Origin of the sequence: Mycobacterium sp. (genome assembly GCF_035499775.1) — a bacterium.
Lineage (GTDB): Bacteria > Actinomycetota > Actinomycetes > Mycobacteriales > Mycobacteriaceae > Mycobacterium.
Genome location: NZ_DATJYB010000159.1, coordinates 1 through 16,491 on the forward strand (window position 1 = coordinate 1; position 16,491 = coordinate 16,491).

Here is a 16,491-nt window from a genome sequence, read left to right on the forward strand (position 1 = left end):
CCCTGCGCGGGTCGAAGAACGGCACGAACGGGGCGAAGAACGCCGGATCGTCCAACAATGCGTCCACCCGGGCCAGTTCCTCGGGCAGTCGGCGCACCTCGTCGGGCAGCAGCGACTCCCACAACGAGCACTGATCGCCTACAGTACGAAACACGATGGCCTCAATCCCTTCCGCAACAAGGGCATTGAGGCCATCTTCCCAGTTCAGCACCATCCGACCGGGGATCAACGCGCCGACTTTTTCAGGTCGAAGTAGTTAGTACAAACCGAGTCCACAAAGGACTTCCTTTCTTCCTTTTCTCACGGCCGCCCTTGCGGCCGAATGGGTGAGAAAAGGTTCGGGGAAACCGCTTGTCAGATCCTCCTCAGATCCTTTGGTCTCCTGTGGTGGCAAAAACTGTCCCTTTTCTAGGCGGTTGGTGCTCCTGCCTGTGAGCGCGGCCCACCCTGGGTGCGCACCTAACCGACCTGGACAAACATGAACAACGAAAGCAACACCCTGAAGCTCCGCACGCAGAGCATCCGCACCCTGGCCGCCGCCGACCTGCGCGCCGCCGTCGGCGGCAAGAGGCGGGACATTAGCGCCAGCTGCGTCTGTAACGAGAGTCGGTATTGCGACCGGGTATAGCCGAGTCGCCCGCTCTCGACGGGCGCGAGCCGAGTACGCGCCCCCGCCGCAGCGGTCTTCGTAGTTTTGCCGCGATCCGCCGAGGCGCTACCTGTCGAGCAAGTACGTTAGGCTGCATGCGCACGAAAAGCGTTCTAGCTCAGTGACTTACGGGATGGCTACCGGAACCCCCGGGCCGAGGTTTGCGTGGCGCCCAGAGGGCCACGGCCGCGCGCTCCGGGCGGTGCTTGCGTCGCGCTCACCTTAGGCTCAAATGCAGGAATTTCCGGCCGACCAGATCTTGGCACCCGGCTACCGCCCCGGCATACCCGTAACTGCAAAGAGCACTTCATCCCGAAGGCGGGTGCCCACGATTTTTCCCCAGCCCCGGCTTTCGGGTGGGACCATTTACCGGATGAACCAGGACGACCCCGAGCAACGCATCGCCGAGTTGGAACAGCAGCTGGCCGAGGCGAGGGGCGGCTACCCGCGCCAGGCCGACCCAGAGGGCTTCGGCGGCCAGGCCGATAGTGGGCCTTTCGAGCCAGCTTTTTGGAAGCCTGTGCCGCGGCCGCTGGCGACCGAGCGTAATTGGGTCCTCTGGGCCATCGGTTTGTTCGGCCTCCCGATCGGTGCGGTCGGCTGCTGGATTGCCGCGGCGTTCGGTTCAGCAGTGTTCCCCTCGAGCGTGCAATGGATGAACGGAACGTTTGCCGCAACGGGTACCGGCTGGCTTCAAAATCCTCCGGCTACAGCACCCCGTCGGGTGGGTCGGGGACAAGCTGGTCCTTCCGATGCGTCCGCGAAAACAGCTGGTATGAAGCCAATGGTCTCGCGGTCATAGGGCTTCAGTTCTTGCTCTTCATGCTCGTGATGTGCGCCGCTGTGGCGGTCGGTGTCGGGATGTGGCGCCTGTTGCGCAAGCGCAGCTGATTGCTAGTGGGTGCTGTGTATAACCCAATTCATCGATGGCAGTCACCGCGCGCCGGCCAACTCGTCGGCCACTGCCAGCGCCATGGCCATGATCGAGACCTGCGGATTCACCTCGGGGCTGCTGGGCAGGATCGACGCGTCGGCGACCCACACACCGTCGGTCCCGCGCAGCCGACCGGACGCGTCCACCGGGCAGACCTGATCGTCGGCGCCGGCGGCCGCGGTGCCCGTCGGGTGGAAGGCGACCAGGTGCAGGCGCCGCGGGTCGCTGCGGGCCAGCGCTTCCTTCAGCTGCGCCTGCGACGTCACCGTGTTCGCACCCGGCAGCCCGACGAGCACCTCCACCGCGCCGGCGGCGAAGAGCAAGCGGCCCATGGCCTCCAGCGCGACCCTCAGCTTGGCGACGTCGTCCCGGGTGATGTTGTAGCGCAGCAGCGTTTCACCGCGTGCTGAGTGCACCGAGCCGACGCCCTGATCGGCCACCATCGCGCCGACCGTCGCGATTTGATGCGATTGGTCCAGCCAGCCCATCAGCTCGGCGCCGTAGCCGGGGTAGACGATCGATCCCATACCCGGCGGCGTGGAGGTCGCCTCGATCAGCACGCCGTGGGACTCGTGGAACTCGTGCACGGCCGCACTCTGCAGCACACCGCGCCACGCGTAGACGTCGTCCTCGAAGCGGCCGGCGAGAGTCGTCGCCGGATGCAGCGCCAGGTTTCGGCCCATGCGCGGATGCATGCCAATTCCACTGCGCCGCAATAACCCCGGCGTCTCGGTAGTGCCGGCGGCGATGACGACCGTGTCCGCAAGCACGTCGAGCGCGGTGCCGTCGCGCCGCCGCGCCCGCACGCCGCGGGCGCGGCCGTTCCGGTGCAGCACCCGTTCGACGCGTGCCTCCGAGATGATCCGGGCGCCGGCCGCACAGGCCTGTGGGAGCGCATTGAGGTGCACGCCGAACTTGGCGTTGCTTGGGCAGCCGATCGCGCACTGGCAGCAGCCGGCGCAGCCCGGCGCATTGCGCGGGATGGGGGCCGCCTCCCAGCCCAGCGTGTTGGCGGCGTCGAGCAGCAGGCGTCCGTTGCGACCCATGATCTGTAGCGGCACCGGCGAGACCTGCAGCGTGCGCTCGACCTCGTCGAGGCGGGCGCCCAGCCGGTCCGGGTCGGCCAGGCCGAGGCCGAACTCGTCGCGCCAGCGTCGCTGCACGGCAATCGGCGGTCGAAAGCAGGTGCCGGAGTTGACGACGGTGGTGCCGCCGACCGCCCTACCGATCGGCAACACCACGGACGGGCGTCCCAGCGCGAAGGTGGCGCCCGCGCCGCGGTACAGCCCGGCATAGCGCTCAATCGGGTGGCTGGTGCGGAACTCCTCGACCGTCCAGCGCCGCCCCTCTTCCAGCACCACGACATCCAGACCGGCCCGCGCCAGGGTGCGGGCCACCATCGCACCGCCGGCACCGGACCCGACGACAACCGCATCGGCGGTGACGACGGAGCTGCTGTCGGGGGATCTGGTGATGTTCAAGGCCGCGTCGGGACGGGCCGGGTCGTGCGCGGCGGCACGTGAAAGCAATTCCGGCGCAAAGGTATCCGCGCCATTGGCGAGCAGCATCGTCACCTTCATGGCGTCCAGCGCCGCCGCGGCATCCGGGTTGAGCGCGGCGACCCGACGCAATACCTGTTCCCGTTGGTCGGGGCCGAGCCGCGACAGTGACCGCCCGGTGGTCAGGTAGCTCGCCGCCGCGAGCGACACCAGCCCGGCGCGCAGCGCCAGCCGCGTGGTGGACGGCATCCGGTTGAGGTAACGGTCGAAACTGCGGACAAGCTCGGCCGGCGGCGGGCCGCCGTGCTCCTGGGGCAACAGGGCCGCGCCGAACGACGCGGCGGCCCGATCCGCCAGCCGGCTCATATGCGCTGCCTTCGACCGAGCCGTTGCCCGAGCCGCCGCCCGAGCTTGATGAAGAACGGATACGTCCCGAAGATGCCCCCGGCCACGGCGTGCTGCGGCCAGTCCAGTTCAGCGGTATTCACGCCGAAAACCCCGCTGTTCCACATGAAGTCGCGGCCGTTTTGGGCACGGAACGGGCGCCACAGCAGACCGAGTCCGGGCACGTTGTTGTAGAGCCCGAAAGATCCGGCGAAGAAGACGCCGAGGGTGGCGGCTTCGGCCACGTCGCGGCGCTCTTCGGGCAGGCTGCGCTCGATGAGCACTCCGGAGGCGAACAGCAGCGGCGGGTCGAGCAGAAAACTCACGAGGGTGTCCTTTCGTTTAGGGCGGGAGCTTGGGGGCTGCGCAGGCCGACTTCGGCATGCCCGGTGCCCAGCACCGACCACTGGCGGTCGTCGATTTCGACGTGGATGTCGGCCTGTTCGGTGTTGGTGCACACCGCTTTTCCCCCGTCGGGGTCGGTGTAGGCCAGGCTCACACACCGCTCGGGGGGCTGGTCGACGCGGATGAGCACCTTGCGGCCGCCCATGCGTCCCTCCAGCTGCCAGTGCCGCATGTCGAGCGTCGTACGCATCCGCAGGGCCGGCAAAGTACTTGGGGGCCAGTCCTTTCCGTCGATACGGAAGCGGACGAACGCCATCGGCGCCAGCCGGCGCAGACCCGGCTTATGCGACACCGCGGTGACCGCTTCCAGGACGTCGCCGTCGCCGAGGTCGGCGTGGATCCAGCCCCAGCGCTTGGCGTTGCCGTGCCCGTAGATGTGCGCGACGTTGCCGCGCCAGCCATCGAGCCGATGGGTGGCGACGTCCACGTCTAACGAGCCGGTGAAGTCGGCGGTGGGGGCGACGACCACCTGCGCGCCCGGCAGCAGCTCGCGCTCCCAGGCCAGGCGGGGAAACGTCCATAGCGGGGCGGCGGTGTCCTCCCAGGACAGGTCCCACGCGAGTGCACCGGCGCGTCCGGTCAGTTCGTCGGTCGCCACCCGGGCGCCTGCCGCGTCAAACCACGCCGTACCGGTCGCCGGCGCGACGGGCTCGGGGCCGAACCGCTCGGTGCGCGGCGGGCCCTCGTTCGGGAACCAGGTCGCCCAGCCGTGCGCGTAGGGCGCGCCCGATGTCGGCGCCACCGTCTCGCAGTGAATCCACAGGCCGGCGCGGGTCGCCGGATCCGACAGCGTGGCGTACCAGACCTCCAGCCGACCGGCCTTGCCGCGCCAGCGCGGGGTGGCGGCCGATCGCATTTCGTCGTCCACTTGCTGCTACCTCCGACTCGCGTCCGACACGCGCTAGTGCTTCTGGCCGTGTGGTTGGTTCCCTACTATATTGGTTGAGCCAATGAACCAGTCAAGTTTTCTGCAGCCGCCGGATCGCCAGCGTGTCGACGAACAGATCGCTGCGTCGATCGCCGACGCTATCCTCGACGGTGTTTTTCCGCCTGACTCGACCCTGCCGCCTGAGCGCGAGCTGGCCGAACAGCTCAACGTCAACCGCACGTCGCTGCGGCAGGGTTTGGCCCGGCTGCAGCAAATGGGGCTGATCGAATCCCGGCAGGGCAGCGGCAACGTGGTACGCGATCCCGAAGGCCTCACCCATCCCGCGGTGGTCGAGGCGCTGGTGCGCAAGCTGGGCCCGGAGTTCCTGGTCGAGTTGCTGGAGATCCGCGCGGCCCTGGGGCCGTTGATCGGCCGGTTGGCGGCCGAACGCAGCTTGCCCGAGGACGCCGACGCATTGCGCGCGGCGCTGGCCGAGGTTGAGCACGCCAAGACGGCCGTGGCGCGCCAGGCCGCAGACCTGGCCTACTTTCGGGTGCTCATCCATAGCAGCCGCAACCGCGCACTGGGGTTGCTGTATCGCTGGGTTGAGCACGCCTTCGGTGGCCGCGAGCATGAACTCACCGGGGCCTACAACGACCCCGAGCCGGTGCTGGTCGACCTGCAAGCGATCACCGACGCGGTGGTGGAGCGCGACGCCGCAGCGGCCGCGGCCAACGTCGAGGCGTACCTAAGCGCCAGTGCGCTGCGAATGGTCCGGTGCTACGCCGAAGAGCTGGCCGACGGGCGGGATTAGCTGCAAACCGGGATTAGCTGCCGGGCTCGAGCTCGCCTGGTTGGATTCCAGACGTGGGTCGGATTCTTGACGTGGGTTGGGTTCCTGAGGTGGAGCGGCCGTCCGCATCCGGGACCGCAGGCTTTGGCCCGGTCAGCTTCGGCGCCGTCGTACTCCTGCTACTGCTGGTGGCCGCGGCGGTCTGGGTTGCTCGGCATCCACGCCTGGGGCAAACCCTCTGGGCCCGGGTGCGCGATGCCCCCTGGGTCCGACGCGTGTGGGAAGCCCCGGTGGTTCGCCGCGCGTGGGCCTGGTCGCGTGAACAGGTCAAAGGCAAGGGGTACGGGGTCGCAGGAATCCTGCTGCTGGTTCAGCTGATCGTGGTCATGGCATTGGCCGAGGGCTTCACAGAGGTCCTGGACGACGTGCTGGAGGGAGACGGCATCGCCGGGATTGACCGACCGGCCGCCGAGTGGTTGGGAACCAACCGTGACCTGTGGTTGACCAAGGCGCTGTTGATTGTCACGTCGGTAGGTGGGCCCGCCGGGCTGGCCGTGATGACGGTAGTCATCAGCTCCGTGGTCGCGTTGTGGCGCAGATCGTGGCTGCCGATAGTGCTGGCGCTGGCCGGTGCGATCGGGATCCTGCTCGTGGTCCTGACGGCCAAAGTTCTGGTGGTCCGCGAACGCCCACCGATACCGTTCGCCGTGATTACCGAAAAGGGATTCTCCTTTCCCTCCGGCCACGCCGCCGGCACCGCCGCAGTCGTGCTGCTGTCCGCCTGGCTGCTGACGCGCTACCTCATCAAACGGTGGATCCCACAAGTGCTGGTGTGGACCGTCGCGATCGGCCTGACCGGCGCAGTCGGGCTATCGCGCATATATCTCGGGGTTCACTACGTCAGCGATGTGGTGGGCGGCTGGTTCTTGGGAGCCGCGTGGGCAGGCGGCGTGATACTCGTCGGAAGCTGGTGGGAGCGCTTTGGCCGAGGCCGCGGGCTACTCGGCGATCCGGGTCGCCGGGTGCACAGCGACGAGGCCTAGCTTGCTGCGGCGCTTGCACATCGCCGCCAGCTCCGCGTACGCCTTTTCGCCCAGCAGCTCGGTGAGCTCGTCGGCCAGGCTCTCCCACACCTGCTTCTTGCCGATATGGGTGGCCGGATCGCCGGTGCAATACCAGTGCAGGTCAGCGCCGCCGGAGCCCCAGCCGCGGCGATCGTATTCGGTGACGGTGGTCTTGAGGATCTCGGTGCCGTCGGGCCTGGTCACCCACTCCTGGCTGCGCCGGATCGGCAACTGCCAGCAGACGTCGGGCTTCATCGTCAGCGGCGGAACACCCAGCTTGAGGGCTTTGCTGTGCAACGCGCACCCGGCGCCGCCGCGAAATCCCGGTCGGTTCAAGAAGATGCACGCGTCCTTGTGTTTGCGGGTGCGGTATTGCGGCTGCCCTTCGTGCTCGTCGATTTCCAGGTAGCCCTTGTTGCCCAAGCCCTTTTCGCGGTACTGCCAGTCGTCATTGGTCAGTTTCTGCACCGCGTCGTCCAGCCGCGCCCGGTCGTCGTCGTCGGACAGGAACGCGCCGTGCGAGCAACACCCGTCGTCCGGCCGGCCCGCCACCGTGCCCTGGCAAGCGGGCGTGCCGAATACACATGTCCAGCGCGACAACAACCAGGTGAGGTCGGCCGCGATCAGGTGCTCGGGATTGTCGGGGTCGTAGAACTCCACCCATTCACGGGCGAAATCCAATTCGACCTCGTTCCCCGGAAGTGTTCCCGGCTGCCCTGGCTCCGGGCGCGAGTTGGCCACGGATAAAACGTTAGACCACGATTCGCACCCGCGGCCCGGCTTGGATCAGCGAGCCGCTCAGCGATCGACCAGGCTGCCCAGCTAGGTTTGTTTCGTGCGATTGGGCGTGCTCGACGTGGGCAGCAACACGGTCCATCTGCTGGTGGTGGATGCGCACCGCGGCGGGCACCCGACCCCGATGAGTTCGACGAAGGCCACCCTGCGGCTGTCCGAGGCGACCGACAGCTCGGGCAAGATCACCAAGCGCGGCGCCGACAAACTGGTTTCCACCATCGACGAGTTCGCCAAGATCGCGGTCAGCTCCGGCTGCTCCGAGCTGATGGCCTTTGCTACCTCGGCGGTCCGGGACGCGGAGAACTCCGAAGATGTGTTGTCGCGGGTGCGTAAAGAGGCCGGCGTCAAGTTGCAGGTGCTGAGCGGGGTCGACGAATCCCGGTTGACCTTCCTGGCGGTGCGCCGGTGGTACGGGTGGAGCGCGGGGCGCATCATCAACCTCGACATCGGTGGCGGCTCGCTGGAACTGTCCAGCGGCGTCGATGAGGAGCCCGAGGTCGCGCTGTCCCTGCCGCTGGGCGCCGGCCGGCTGACCCGCGACTGGCTGCCCGACGATCCGCCCGGCCGGCGGCGGGTGGCGATGCTGCGTGACTGGCTGGACGCCGAGCTGGCGGAGGCCAGCGCGACCGTCCTCGAAGCCGGCGCTGCGGAGCTGGCGGTGGCGACGTCGAAGACTTTTCGCTCGTTGGCGCGGCTTACCGGCGCGGCGCCGTCGGCCGCGGGACCGCGGGTGAAACGGACGCTGACCGCCAACGGCCTGCGGCAACTCATCGCTTTTATCTCTAGGATGGCGGCGGTTGACCGTGCCGAGCTGGAAGGAGTGAGCGCCGAGCGGGCGCCGCAGATCGTCGCGGGCGCGCTGGTGGCCGAGGCGAGTATGCGAGCGCTGTCGATAGAAACGGTGGATATCTGCCCTTGGGCGCTGCGTGAGGGCCTGATCCTACGCAAACTCGACAGCGAAGCCGACGGAACTGCCGTCGTAGACACTTGGGTGCGGGATGCTGGAGGTCAGGTAGTTGATCGGAACGTAGCGAGCCGATCGAGAGGCGACAAACCATGACTGGACCAGAATCCGAGACCCAGAACTCCGAAACCCGGCCGATCTCCGTGGCCGAACTGCTGGCCAGGAATGGATCCATCGGCGCCCCGGCGGTCACCCGGCGGCGGCGCCGCCGGCGCGGCGATAGCGATGCGGTCACGGTCGCCGAGCTGACCGGTGAGATTCCGATCGTCGCCGACGAGGAATCCCCCGCGCCCGACGCGCACGAGGAATACGAGGAACCCGTCGCGGTCGCCGAGCCGGTCGCCCCGGCGCCGCCCGAACCGGTCGCCGAACCCGAGGCTGAACAAGCCGGGGTTTCTGACGACGACGACAACGACGGCGTGTACTGGTCCGAGCCGGAACCCCGCTGGCCCAAATCGCCGCCGCAGAGCAAGCACAAGTCGGGCCCGGAACGCAGCGCCTACCCACGCCCGCTGCCCCACGCCGACGAGGCGGAGGAAGCGGCGGACAGCGGCGCGGGATCCGGTGCCGAGGGGATGAGTCCGGACCCGGTCGGCCACTACGGCGACATGTCGGTGGACCTGATGGATTCCGAGGTGAGCGAAGCCGAACCGGGCGCCGAGGATTCCGCGTACGTGCGCTCCTTCCTGCAGGAGGGGACACTGTTCGGCGGCGGCCAGACGCTGGCCGACGAGCTGGCGCGACGACACAGCGATGAGCGCGCGGCGGACGCGCAATCGGCGATGGACTTCGGAGACGAGTTCGAGGGCTCCCGCCGCGATGTCGTCGGGGATCTCCTGGGCCGTGACCAGGCAGACGAGGACCGGCGGTCGCATCCCAGATTCGAGGCGCTGCGGCACGGTACCGTGATCGTGCTGCAGTCGATGCTGGCCGTGGCGTTCGGCGCGGGGCTGTTCATCGCGTTCGACCAGTTGTGGCGGTGGAATCCGATCGTGACGCTGGTGCTATCCGTGCTGGTCATCCTCGGCCTGGTGGTCGGGGTGCGGGTGGTTCGCAAGACCGAGGACATCGCCAGCACGTTGATCGCGGTTGCGGTCGGTGCACTGATCACCTGGGGACCGTTGGTGCTCTCCTTGCAAGCGGGCTAGGGGTCACCAGAGGGGGAGAGTGCGCCCAGCAATCAAAGTCGGCTTGTCGACGGCCTCGGTCTACCCGTTGAGGGCCGAGGCTGCGTTCGAGTACGCCGCCAGGCTCGGCTACGACGGGGTCGAGCTGATGGTGTGGAGCGAGTCGGTCAGCCAGGACATCGATGCCGTCGAGAAGCTGTCGGAGCGCTATCACGTGCCGGTGCTGTCGGTGCATGCTCCCTGCCTGTTGATCTCGCAGCGGGTGTGGGGCTCCAACCCGATCAACAAGCTGGAACGCAGCGTCAGGGCCGCCGAGCAGCTGGGTGCGCAGACCGTCGTCGTGCATCCCCCGTTCCGCTGGCAGCGGAGCTACGCCGAGGGATTTCGCGACCAGGTCACCGACCTGGAAGCGTCCAGCGACGTGATGGTGGCCGTGGAGAACATGTTCCCGTTCCGGGCGGACCGGTTTTTCGGCACTGACCAGACGCGGGAACGGATGCGCAGAAGGGGCGGCGGCCCGGGTCCGGCGATTTCGGCGTTCGCCCCGTCCTACGACCCGCTGGACGGCGACCACGCGCACTACACGCTGGACCTGTCGCACACCGCGACCGCGGGCGGCGACGCGCTGGACATGGCCCGCCGGATGGGGTCGGGGCTGGTGCACCTGCATCTGTGCGACGGCAGCGGCCTACCCGCCGACGAGCACCTGGTGCCGGGGCGCGGCACCCAACCGACCGCCGAGGTGTGCCAGCTGCTGGCCGCCGGAGACTTCGCCGGCCATGTCGTGCTGGAGGTGTCCACCTCGAGCGCACGTTCGGCCAACGAGCGCGAAGCCATGCTGGCCGAGTCCCTGCAGTTCGCCCGCACCCACCTGCTGCGCTGATATGGACACGTCATTCACCCGCGCAATGACCCTGCGCGAGATCCCAGCCGGTGCGGATGGCCCCGCGTATGCGGCCGAGCTGAACGAGCACTGGACGATCGGGCCCAAGGTGCACGGCGGCGTGATGGTCGCGCTGTGCGCCAACGCCGCGCGCATGGCATACGGTGACGGGCTCGAGTCCGAGCAACCGGTTGCGGTGTCGGCGAACTTCCTGTGGGCGCCCGATCCGGGCGCGGTGCGGCTGGCGACGTCGATCCGCAAGCGGGGTCGGCGGATCAGCGTGGTCGACGTCGAGCTCACCCAGGACAAGCGGACCGCGGTACACGCCGTGGTCACCCTGGGCGAGCCGGAGCATGATCACGCGCCGGTGCTGACGGCGAACCCGGTGCTGGATCTGATGGCGCCCGAACCGCCCGACGACGTCGAGCCGATCGGGCCGGGCCACCCGCTGGCCGGCCTGGTGCACCTGAGTGCGGGCTGCGACATCCGCCCGCTGCTGTCGACGCTCGGGCCCGCGACCGACGGGCGGCCGCCGGTGATCCAGATGTGGGCGCGTCCGCGCGACGCCGCTACCGACGTGCTGTTCGCCTTGCTGTGCGGCGACCTGTCGGCGCCGGTGACGTTCTCGGTGGACCGCACCGGGTGGGCGCCGACCGTCCAGTTCACCGCGCTGCTTCGGGGCCGGCCCGCCGACGGGTGGCTGCGCGTGATCTGCACCTGCACCGAGATCGGGCAGGAATGGTTCGACGAGGACCACGTCGTTGTCGACCAAGCGGGCCGTCTGGTGGTGCAGTCGCGCCAGCTGGCCATGGTGCCCGCCAAACGGTAGCTACCGCAGCGCCGCGACCGGGTCGACGACGCCATAGCCGCTCAGGCCGTCGGGGCCGCCCGCGGGCGCCCGGGCAGCCCGGACCACTCGGTCGATGACCTCGTGCGAGGACAGTTGCGGGTACTTGGCGCGCACCAGGGCAGCCACGCCCGACACGATCGCGGTGGAAAAACTGCTGCCCGCTGGCACCACCAACTCGTTGTCCGGGCCGTCGATCGCGTTGATCAACCCGTCGCTGCGGGGGGAGAGCCCGACGATGTCGGTGCCGGGTGCCGCGATCGAGACCCACGGTCCGGCCACATTTGCGTACACCGGCGGTGCTCCGGCCGAATCCACTGCGCCCACCGTCAGGACCTGGTCGCTCAACCACCCCGGCGCCACCAGAGTCTTCAGGTCGCGCCAGTCACGCGGAGTGTCGGCGCGCACCGGGTCTATCGGGTTCTGCTGGCAGGCCTGCTTGCGCAGGTCGCCGGCGGCGGACACGATCACCGCGTTCTTGTCGACGGCCGCATACTGCACAGCGGCAGCGAGGTCTCGCTGATCTGGGAGGTTGGGCACGCCCATGCAGATGACGTCGGAGATATTGATCACCGAGGCACCCATATTGGCGGCATGGACGATGGCCCGCGCCAGGGTGTGGATGCTGTCGACTGTTCGCGCTTTGGGACCACCGTCGTTGGGGTCCACGGGCGCGAACGCGTCACTGGACTGACGGATCGAGATCAATTCCACGTCCGGGGCCACCCCGGTGAAGGCATCGGTCGCCGCGGGGGCCCCGCCGATCACCGACGCCAACGCCCTCGTCACCAACCCCAGGAAGATCAGGGATCGCTTCATGCGGGCCCCGCCAACATGCGCGGATAGTATCGCCCGGTAGCGCGGACCGACCGAGGTTTCTGGAATGCTTTCCGGCATGGCAAGAATCGCGATCATCGGTGGCGGCAACATCGGCGAGGCATTGCTGTCGGGTCTGCTACGTGCGGGGCGGCAGGTCAAAGACCTGGTGGTGGCCGAACGGATGCCGGAGCGCGCCAAGTACCTGGCGGACACCTATTCGGTGCTGGTGACGTCGGTGACCGAGGCGGTCGAGAACGCGACGTTCGTCGTCGTCGCGGTGAAGCCGGCCGACGTCGACACGATGATGGCGGACGTGTCCCGGGCCGCCGCCGCCGCGGCGAGCGACGTGGAGCAGGTGTTTGTCACGGTGGCAGCCGGCATCACGATTGGTTACTTCGAGTCCAAGCTGCCGGCCGGGACGCCGGTGATCCGGGCGATGCCCAACGCGGCGGCATTGGTGGCGGCGGGAGTGACCGCGTTGGCCAAGGGGCGTTTCGTCACCCCCGAGCAGCTGGAGGAGGCATCCGCCCTGTTCGACGCCGTCGGCGGCGTGCTGACCGTGTCCGAGGCGCAGATGGACGCGGTGACCGCGGTGTCCGGCTCGGGCCCGGCGTACTTCTTCCTGATGGTCGAGGCCCTGGTCGACGCCGGTGTCGCGGTCGGTCTGAGCCGGCAGGTGGCCGCCGACCTGACCGCCCAGACGATGGCCGGATCGGCGGCGATGCTGCTGGAGCGAATGGATCAAGACCGGCATACCGCCGACGGCGAGCCGGTGGGAATGCAGGTGGACACGACGGCGGCGCAACTGCGGGCGACGGTGACCTCTCCCGGCGGCACTACCGCCGCTGCGCTGCGCGAACTCGAACGCGGAGGGTTGCGGGCCACCGTCGACGCGGCCGTCCAGGCCGCCAAAACCCGGTCTGAGCAGCTAAGAATTACATCAGAATAATTCAAGATTTTTGAACTGATTATCCCCCACCAGTACCAGTAACCCCACTAGTCCCGCTATTCTCCTCTTTGTATGCACGTGTGGGTGCCGGCGGAGGGGAAGCCGCTGGCATTGCGCGTGCCTGACACGATTGGGTTGCGATGACGTCTACGAACGGGCCATCGGCTGGCGGAAAATCGGCGCGCGACACCGGTTCCGTCGACGGCCAGCCGGCCAGGACGCAATTTCTCACCGTGGCCGAGGTGGCGGCGCTGATGCGGGTCTCCAAGATGACGGTGTACCGGCTGGTGCACAACGGCGAACTGCCGGCGGTCCGCGTCGGGCGGTCGTTCCGGGTGCACGCCAAGGCCGTTCACGACATGCTGGAGACGTCGTACTTCGACGCGGGTTAGCCCGGGGTTAGCCCAGCATCATCAGGCCACTAGCCGGTTGACCACGCACCGCCGTCTCGATCGCTGAGCGGTCGCCCGGCGGCCGGTTTGGTGTTCGTCGCGGCTGGCCGGGTAAAGTGACGGGGTCTTTTGAGTCATTCACAAACCGGCACGGGTCAGATAGCGGAGTTATGGGTTCAGTAATCAAGAAGCGGCGCAAGCGTATGTCGAAGAAAAAGCACCGCAAGCTGCTGCGTCGCACCCGGGTGCAGCGCAGAAAACTTGGCAAGTAGGCCCGGCCCGCGCCGACTGTCACCCGACCGTAATACCGCCGTTTCGCTAGGCCGCTAGGCTGTCCGGGTGGATTCGTCAACCGGGGACGGTGCCGGTAGCAGCGGCACGGTGCATTACCCCAAAGTCGTGCTGGTCACCGGCGCATGCCGGTTTCTGGGCGGCTACCTGACTGCCCGGCTCGCGCAAAACCCGTTGATCAACGGGGTCATCGCGGTGGACGCGATCGCGCCGAGCAAGGACATGCTGCGCCGGATGGGCCGGGCCGAGTTCGTTCGCGCCGATATTCGCAATCCCTTCATTGCCAAAGTGATTCGAAACGGCGAAGTCGACACCGTGGTGCACGCGGCGGCGGCGTCGTTCGCGCCGCGCTCCGGCGGCAGCGCCGCTTTGAAAGAGCTCAACGTGATGGGCGCGATGCAACTGTTCGCGGCGTGTCAGAAAGCGCCGTCGGTTCGCCGGGTCGTGCTGAAGTCGACCTCAGAGGTCTATGGGTCCAGCGCCCACGATCCGGTGGTGTTCACCGAGAACAGCAGCAGCCGCCGGCCTTTTCGCGAGGGTTTTGCCAAGGACAGTCTGGATATCGAGGGTTACGTGCGCGGCCTCGGCCGCCGCCGGCCCGACATCGCGGTGACAATTCTGCGGCTGGCCAACATGATTGGCCCCGCGATGGACACCACGTTGTCGCGGTATCTGGCCGGGCCGGTGGTCCCGACGATGTTCGGCCGCGATGCGCGATTGCAGTTGCTGCACGAGCAGGATGCGCTGGGCGCGCTGGAGCGCGCGGCGATGGCGGGCAAGGCCGGCACCTTCAACATCGGGGCCGACGGCATCATCATGCTGTCCCAGGCAATCCGGCGAGCCGGCCGAATTCCGTTGGCAGTACCGGGATTTGGTGCCTTTGTTCTGGATTCGCTGAGACGTGCCAATCGCTATACCGAGATCAATCGCGATCAATTCGAGTATTTGAGTTACGGCAGGGTGATGGACACCACCAGGATGCGTTCCGAACTCGGCTACCAGCCGAAATGGACGACGGCCGAGGCATTCGACGACTATGTTCGCGGCCGTGGCCTGACTCCCATTATCGACCCTGATCGGGTACGCTCCTTGGAAGGTCGTGCCATCGCGTTCGCACAGCGCTGGGGTAGCCGAAATCCAATTCCATGGGTCGGCATCAGATAGATTTGGATACGTAACGTGGCGGGTGAAACCAGAGCGAATGTCATTCCACTGCACACCAATAGGGGTCGGGTAGCCGCGAAACGGCGTGCAGATCAACGGGCCGAGACGTCCCGTCAGCACCCCTCGTTACTGTCCGATCCGCAGGGCCGCGCATCGACCGAACAGATCGCCGCGGTGGTCCGCGAAATCGACGAGCACCGGCGTGCCGCGGCCGGCGCGTCCGCCGCCGAAGCTCCGTTGAACGATCTCGCGCAACGCGTGGCCGGCGTCGCCGGATTCTTCCGCCAGCGGCTTACCGGTGACTACGGCGTCGACGACTTCGGATTCGACCCGCACTTCAACGACGCTATCGTTCGGCCTTTGCTGAGGTTCTTCTTCAAGTCGTGGTTCCGGGTGGAAGTCAGCGGTATCGAGAACCTGCCGGCCGAGGGCGCCGCGCTGTTGGTGGCCAATCACGCCGGGGTGTTGCCGTTCGACGGGTTGATGCTGTCGGTGGCCGTGCACGACGAGCACCCGGCGCACCGGGATATGCGCTTGCTGGCCGCCGACATGGTGTTCGACCTGCCGGTGGTCGGCGAGGTCGCCCGCAAAGCGGGCCACACCATGGCCTGCACGACGGATGCGCATCGGCTGCTTGCCGCCGGCGAGCTCACCGCGGTGTTCCCCGAGGGCTACAAGGGGTTGGGGAAGCGGTTCGAGGACCGGTACCGCTTGCAGCGGTTCGGTCGCGGCGGTTTCGTATCCGCGGCGCTGCGCACCAAGGCGCCGATCGTGCCGTGCTCGATCGTCGGCTCCGAAGAGATCTATCCGATGCTGACCGACGTGAAGATGCTCGCGCGGCTGTTCAGCCTGCCCTACTTCCCGGTCACGCCGCTGTTCCCGCTGGCCGGTCCGGCCGGCCTGGTGCCGCTGCCGTCGAAGTGGCGCATCGCGTTCGGGGAGCCGATCTACACCGCCGACTACGCGCCCAGCGACGCCGAAGACCCGATGGTCACCTTCGAGCTGACCGACCAGGTACGCGAGACGATCCAGCAGACGCTGTACCGGCTGCTGGCCGGCCGCCGCAACGTCTTCCTGGGCTAGCAGAGGCTAGCTGACCTTTACTTGACCAGGGTGAACTGGCAAACGTCGGTGACGTCATCGCGGAACAGGTCCGAGCAGCCCGTCAGGTAATGCATGAAGTTGTCGTACGTCTGCTGCCCCTTCAGCTCGATGGCCTCGTCCTTGTGCTCTTCCAGCTTCTCGGCCCAGGTGTTCAGCGTCTTGACGTAGTTCGACCCGATCCGGTGGCAGCGCTCAATCTTGAAACCGGCCTTCGACGAGGCCTGTTCAACCTGCGGGACTCTGGGCAGCCGACCACCCGGGTAGATCTCGGTCAGGATGAACCTGATAAAGCGCAGCCGGCTCATCGGCGACGTTATGCCACGCTCCTTGGCTTCCCCGGGAGTCGGGATGACGATCGTGTGCAGCAGCATCCGGCCGTCGTCGGGCATCACGTTGTAGCACATCTTGAAGAAGGTGTCGTAGCGCTCGAATCCGGCGTCGCCGGCACCGTCGGCGAAGTGCTCGAACGCACCGAGCGACACGATGCGGTCGACCGGCTCGTCGAATTGCTCCCAGCCCTGCAGCCGCACGTCCTTGGTTCTGGGACTGTCCATCTCGGC

17 protein-coding genes and 2 pseudogenes are annotated in these 16,491 nt (G+C 67.5%); 12 read left to right on the plus strand and 7 right to left on the minus strand.

The genetic code is table 11. The annotated features are described in order from the left end of the window. Positions 1–154 (minus strand): annotated as a pseudogene (locus tag VML93_RS38840) (ISNCY family transposase); the annotation flags it as partial. Between the two features lie 868 nt (positions 155–1,022). Between VML93_RS38840 and VML93_RS10690 the strand changes: the two are divergent. Continuing rightward, the gene (locus tag VML93_RS10690; protein ID WP_325610376.1) at positions 1,023–1,451 is read left to right on the plus strand and encodes a hypothetical protein; all 429 of its coding nucleotides are present in this window, start codon (positions 1,023–1,025) and stop codon (positions 1,449–1,451) included. A gap of 131 nt (positions 1,452–1,582) precedes the next feature. Here the strand turns inward: VML93_RS10690 and VML93_RS10695 are convergent, their stop codons facing one another. From VML93_RS10695 to VML93_RS10705, 3 genes are read right to left on the minus strand one after another with little or no spacing between them, the layout of a single operon-like run. After that, positions 1,583–3,448 carry a GMC family oxidoreductase gene (locus VML93_RS10695; RefSeq protein WP_325610378.1) on the minus strand — a complete coding sequence of 622 codons (1,866 nt, stop codon included), beginning with the start codon at positions 3,446–3,448 and terminating at the stop codon, positions 1,583–1,585. After that, complete coding sequence (locus VML93_RS10700; protein ID WP_325610379.1) at positions 3,445–3,792, minus strand: hypothetical protein; 348 nt, start codon at positions 3,790–3,792, stop codon at positions 3,445–3,447. The genes VML93_RS10695 and VML93_RS10700 overlap by 4 nt, the downstream gene beginning before the upstream one ends. Then, positions 3,789–4,739, minus strand: a complete 951-nt coding sequence (locus VML93_RS10705) for a hypothetical protein (RefSeq protein WP_325610381.1) — start codon at positions 4,737–4,739, stop codon at positions 3,789–3,791. The genes VML93_RS10700 and VML93_RS10705 overlap by 4 nt, the downstream gene beginning before the upstream one ends. Before the next feature lie 82 nt (positions 4,740–4,821). Between VML93_RS10705 and VML93_RS10710 the strand changes: the two genes are divergently transcribed. Together VML93_RS10710 and VML93_RS10715 are read left to right on the plus strand one after the other, a co-directional pair. Then, entirely contained in the window at positions 4,822–5,553 is a 732-nt protein-coding gene (locus tag VML93_RS10710) for a FadR/GntR family transcriptional regulator (RefSeq protein WP_325610383.1), read from the plus strand. Positions 5,554–5,642: 89 nt separating this feature from the next. Further along, on the plus strand, positions 5,643–6,575 hold the full coding sequence (locus VML93_RS10715) for a phosphatase PAP2 family protein (protein ID WP_414686329.1): 933 nt from the start codon (positions 5,643–5,645) through the stop codon (positions 6,573–6,575). Here the strand turns inward: VML93_RS10715 and VML93_RS10720 are convergent. Further along, positions 6,531–7,337, minus strand: a complete 807-nt coding sequence (locus VML93_RS10720) for a hypothetical protein (protein ID WP_325610386.1) — start codon at positions 7,335–7,337, stop codon at positions 6,531–6,533. The two genes, VML93_RS10715 and VML93_RS10720, sit on opposite strands and share 45 nt — an antisense overlap. Before the next feature lie 94 nt (positions 7,338–7,431). Here VML93_RS10720 and VML93_RS10725 point away from each other — a divergent pair, with 94 nt between their 5' ends. Genes VML93_RS10725 through VML93_RS10740 form a run of 4 tightly spaced genes read left to right on the plus strand, consistent with a single transcriptional unit; the run spans position 7,432 to position 11,194 of the window. Further along, on the plus strand, positions 7,432–8,451 hold the full coding sequence (locus VML93_RS10725; RefSeq protein ID WP_325610388.1) for a Ppx/GppA phosphatase family protein: 1,020 nt from the start codon (positions 7,432–7,434) through the stop codon (positions 8,449–8,451). Next, entirely contained in the window at positions 8,448–9,503 is a 1,056-nt protein-coding gene (locus tag VML93_RS10730) for a hypothetical protein (protein ID WP_325610389.1), read from the plus strand. Before VML93_RS10725 ends, VML93_RS10730 begins: the two co-directional genes overlap by 4 nt. A gap of 19 nt (positions 9,504–9,522) precedes the next feature. Continuing rightward, positions 9,523–10,365, plus strand: coding sequence for a sugar phosphate isomerase/epimerase (locus tag VML93_RS10735; RefSeq protein ID WP_325610391.1), 843 nt, complete (start codon positions 9,523–9,525; stop codon positions 10,363–10,365). A gap of 1 nt (position 10,366) precedes the next feature. Next, positions 10,367–11,194 carry a thioesterase family protein gene (locus VML93_RS10740; RefSeq protein WP_325610392.1) on the plus strand — a complete coding sequence of 276 codons (828 nt, stop codon included), beginning with the start codon at positions 10,367–10,369 and terminating at the stop codon, positions 11,192–11,194. Between the two features lie 6 nt (positions 11,195–11,200). On the opposite strand, the pseudogene VML93_RS10745 reads toward VML93_RS10740, so the two are convergent. After that, positions 11,201–12,142 (minus strand): annotated as a pseudogene (locus VML93_RS10745) (S8 family serine peptidase); the annotation flags it as partial. Between VML93_RS10745 and proC the strand changes: the two are divergent. From proC to VML93_RS10770, 5 genes are all read left to right on the plus strand, one after another. Next, a complete protein-coding gene (proC, locus tag VML93_RS10750) occupies positions 12,108–12,980 on the plus strand; it encodes a pyrroline-5-carboxylate reductase (protein WP_325610394.1) in 873 nt (290 codons plus the stop codon). The pseudogene VML93_RS10745 and the gene proC sit on opposite strands and share 35 nt — an antisense overlap. Positions 12,981–13,120: 140 nt before the next feature. Then, on the plus strand, positions 13,121–13,372 hold the full coding sequence (locus VML93_RS10755) for a cell division/environmental response transcriptional regulator (protein ID WP_325610396.1): 252 nt from the start codon (positions 13,121–13,123) through the stop codon (positions 13,370–13,372). A 170-nt stretch (positions 13,373–13,542) separates the two neighbouring features. After that, a complete protein-coding gene (locus tag VML93_RS10760) occupies positions 13,543–13,644 on the plus strand; it encodes a 30S ribosomal protein bS22 (RefSeq protein WP_003402602.1) in 102 nt (33 codons plus the stop codon). Between the two features lie 67 nt (positions 13,645–13,711). After that, positions 13,712–14,827, plus strand: coding sequence for an SDR family oxidoreductase (locus VML93_RS10765; protein WP_325610398.1), 1,116 nt, complete (start codon positions 13,712–13,714; stop codon positions 14,825–14,827). A gap of 6 nt (positions 14,828–14,833) precedes the next feature. Continuing rightward, positions 14,834–15,910 carry a lysophospholipid acyltransferase family protein gene (locus tag VML93_RS10770; RefSeq protein WP_325610402.1) on the plus strand — a complete coding sequence of 359 codons (1,077 nt, stop codon included), beginning with the start codon at positions 14,834–14,836 and terminating at the stop codon, positions 15,908–15,910. A 17-nt stretch (positions 15,911–15,927) separates the two neighbouring features. Here the strand turns inward: VML93_RS10770 and VML93_RS10775 are convergent. Then, positions 15,928–16,491: class I SAM-dependent methyltransferase (locus tag VML93_RS10775; protein ID WP_325610400.1), on the minus strand; the 564-nt coding region annotated here is incomplete at its 5' end.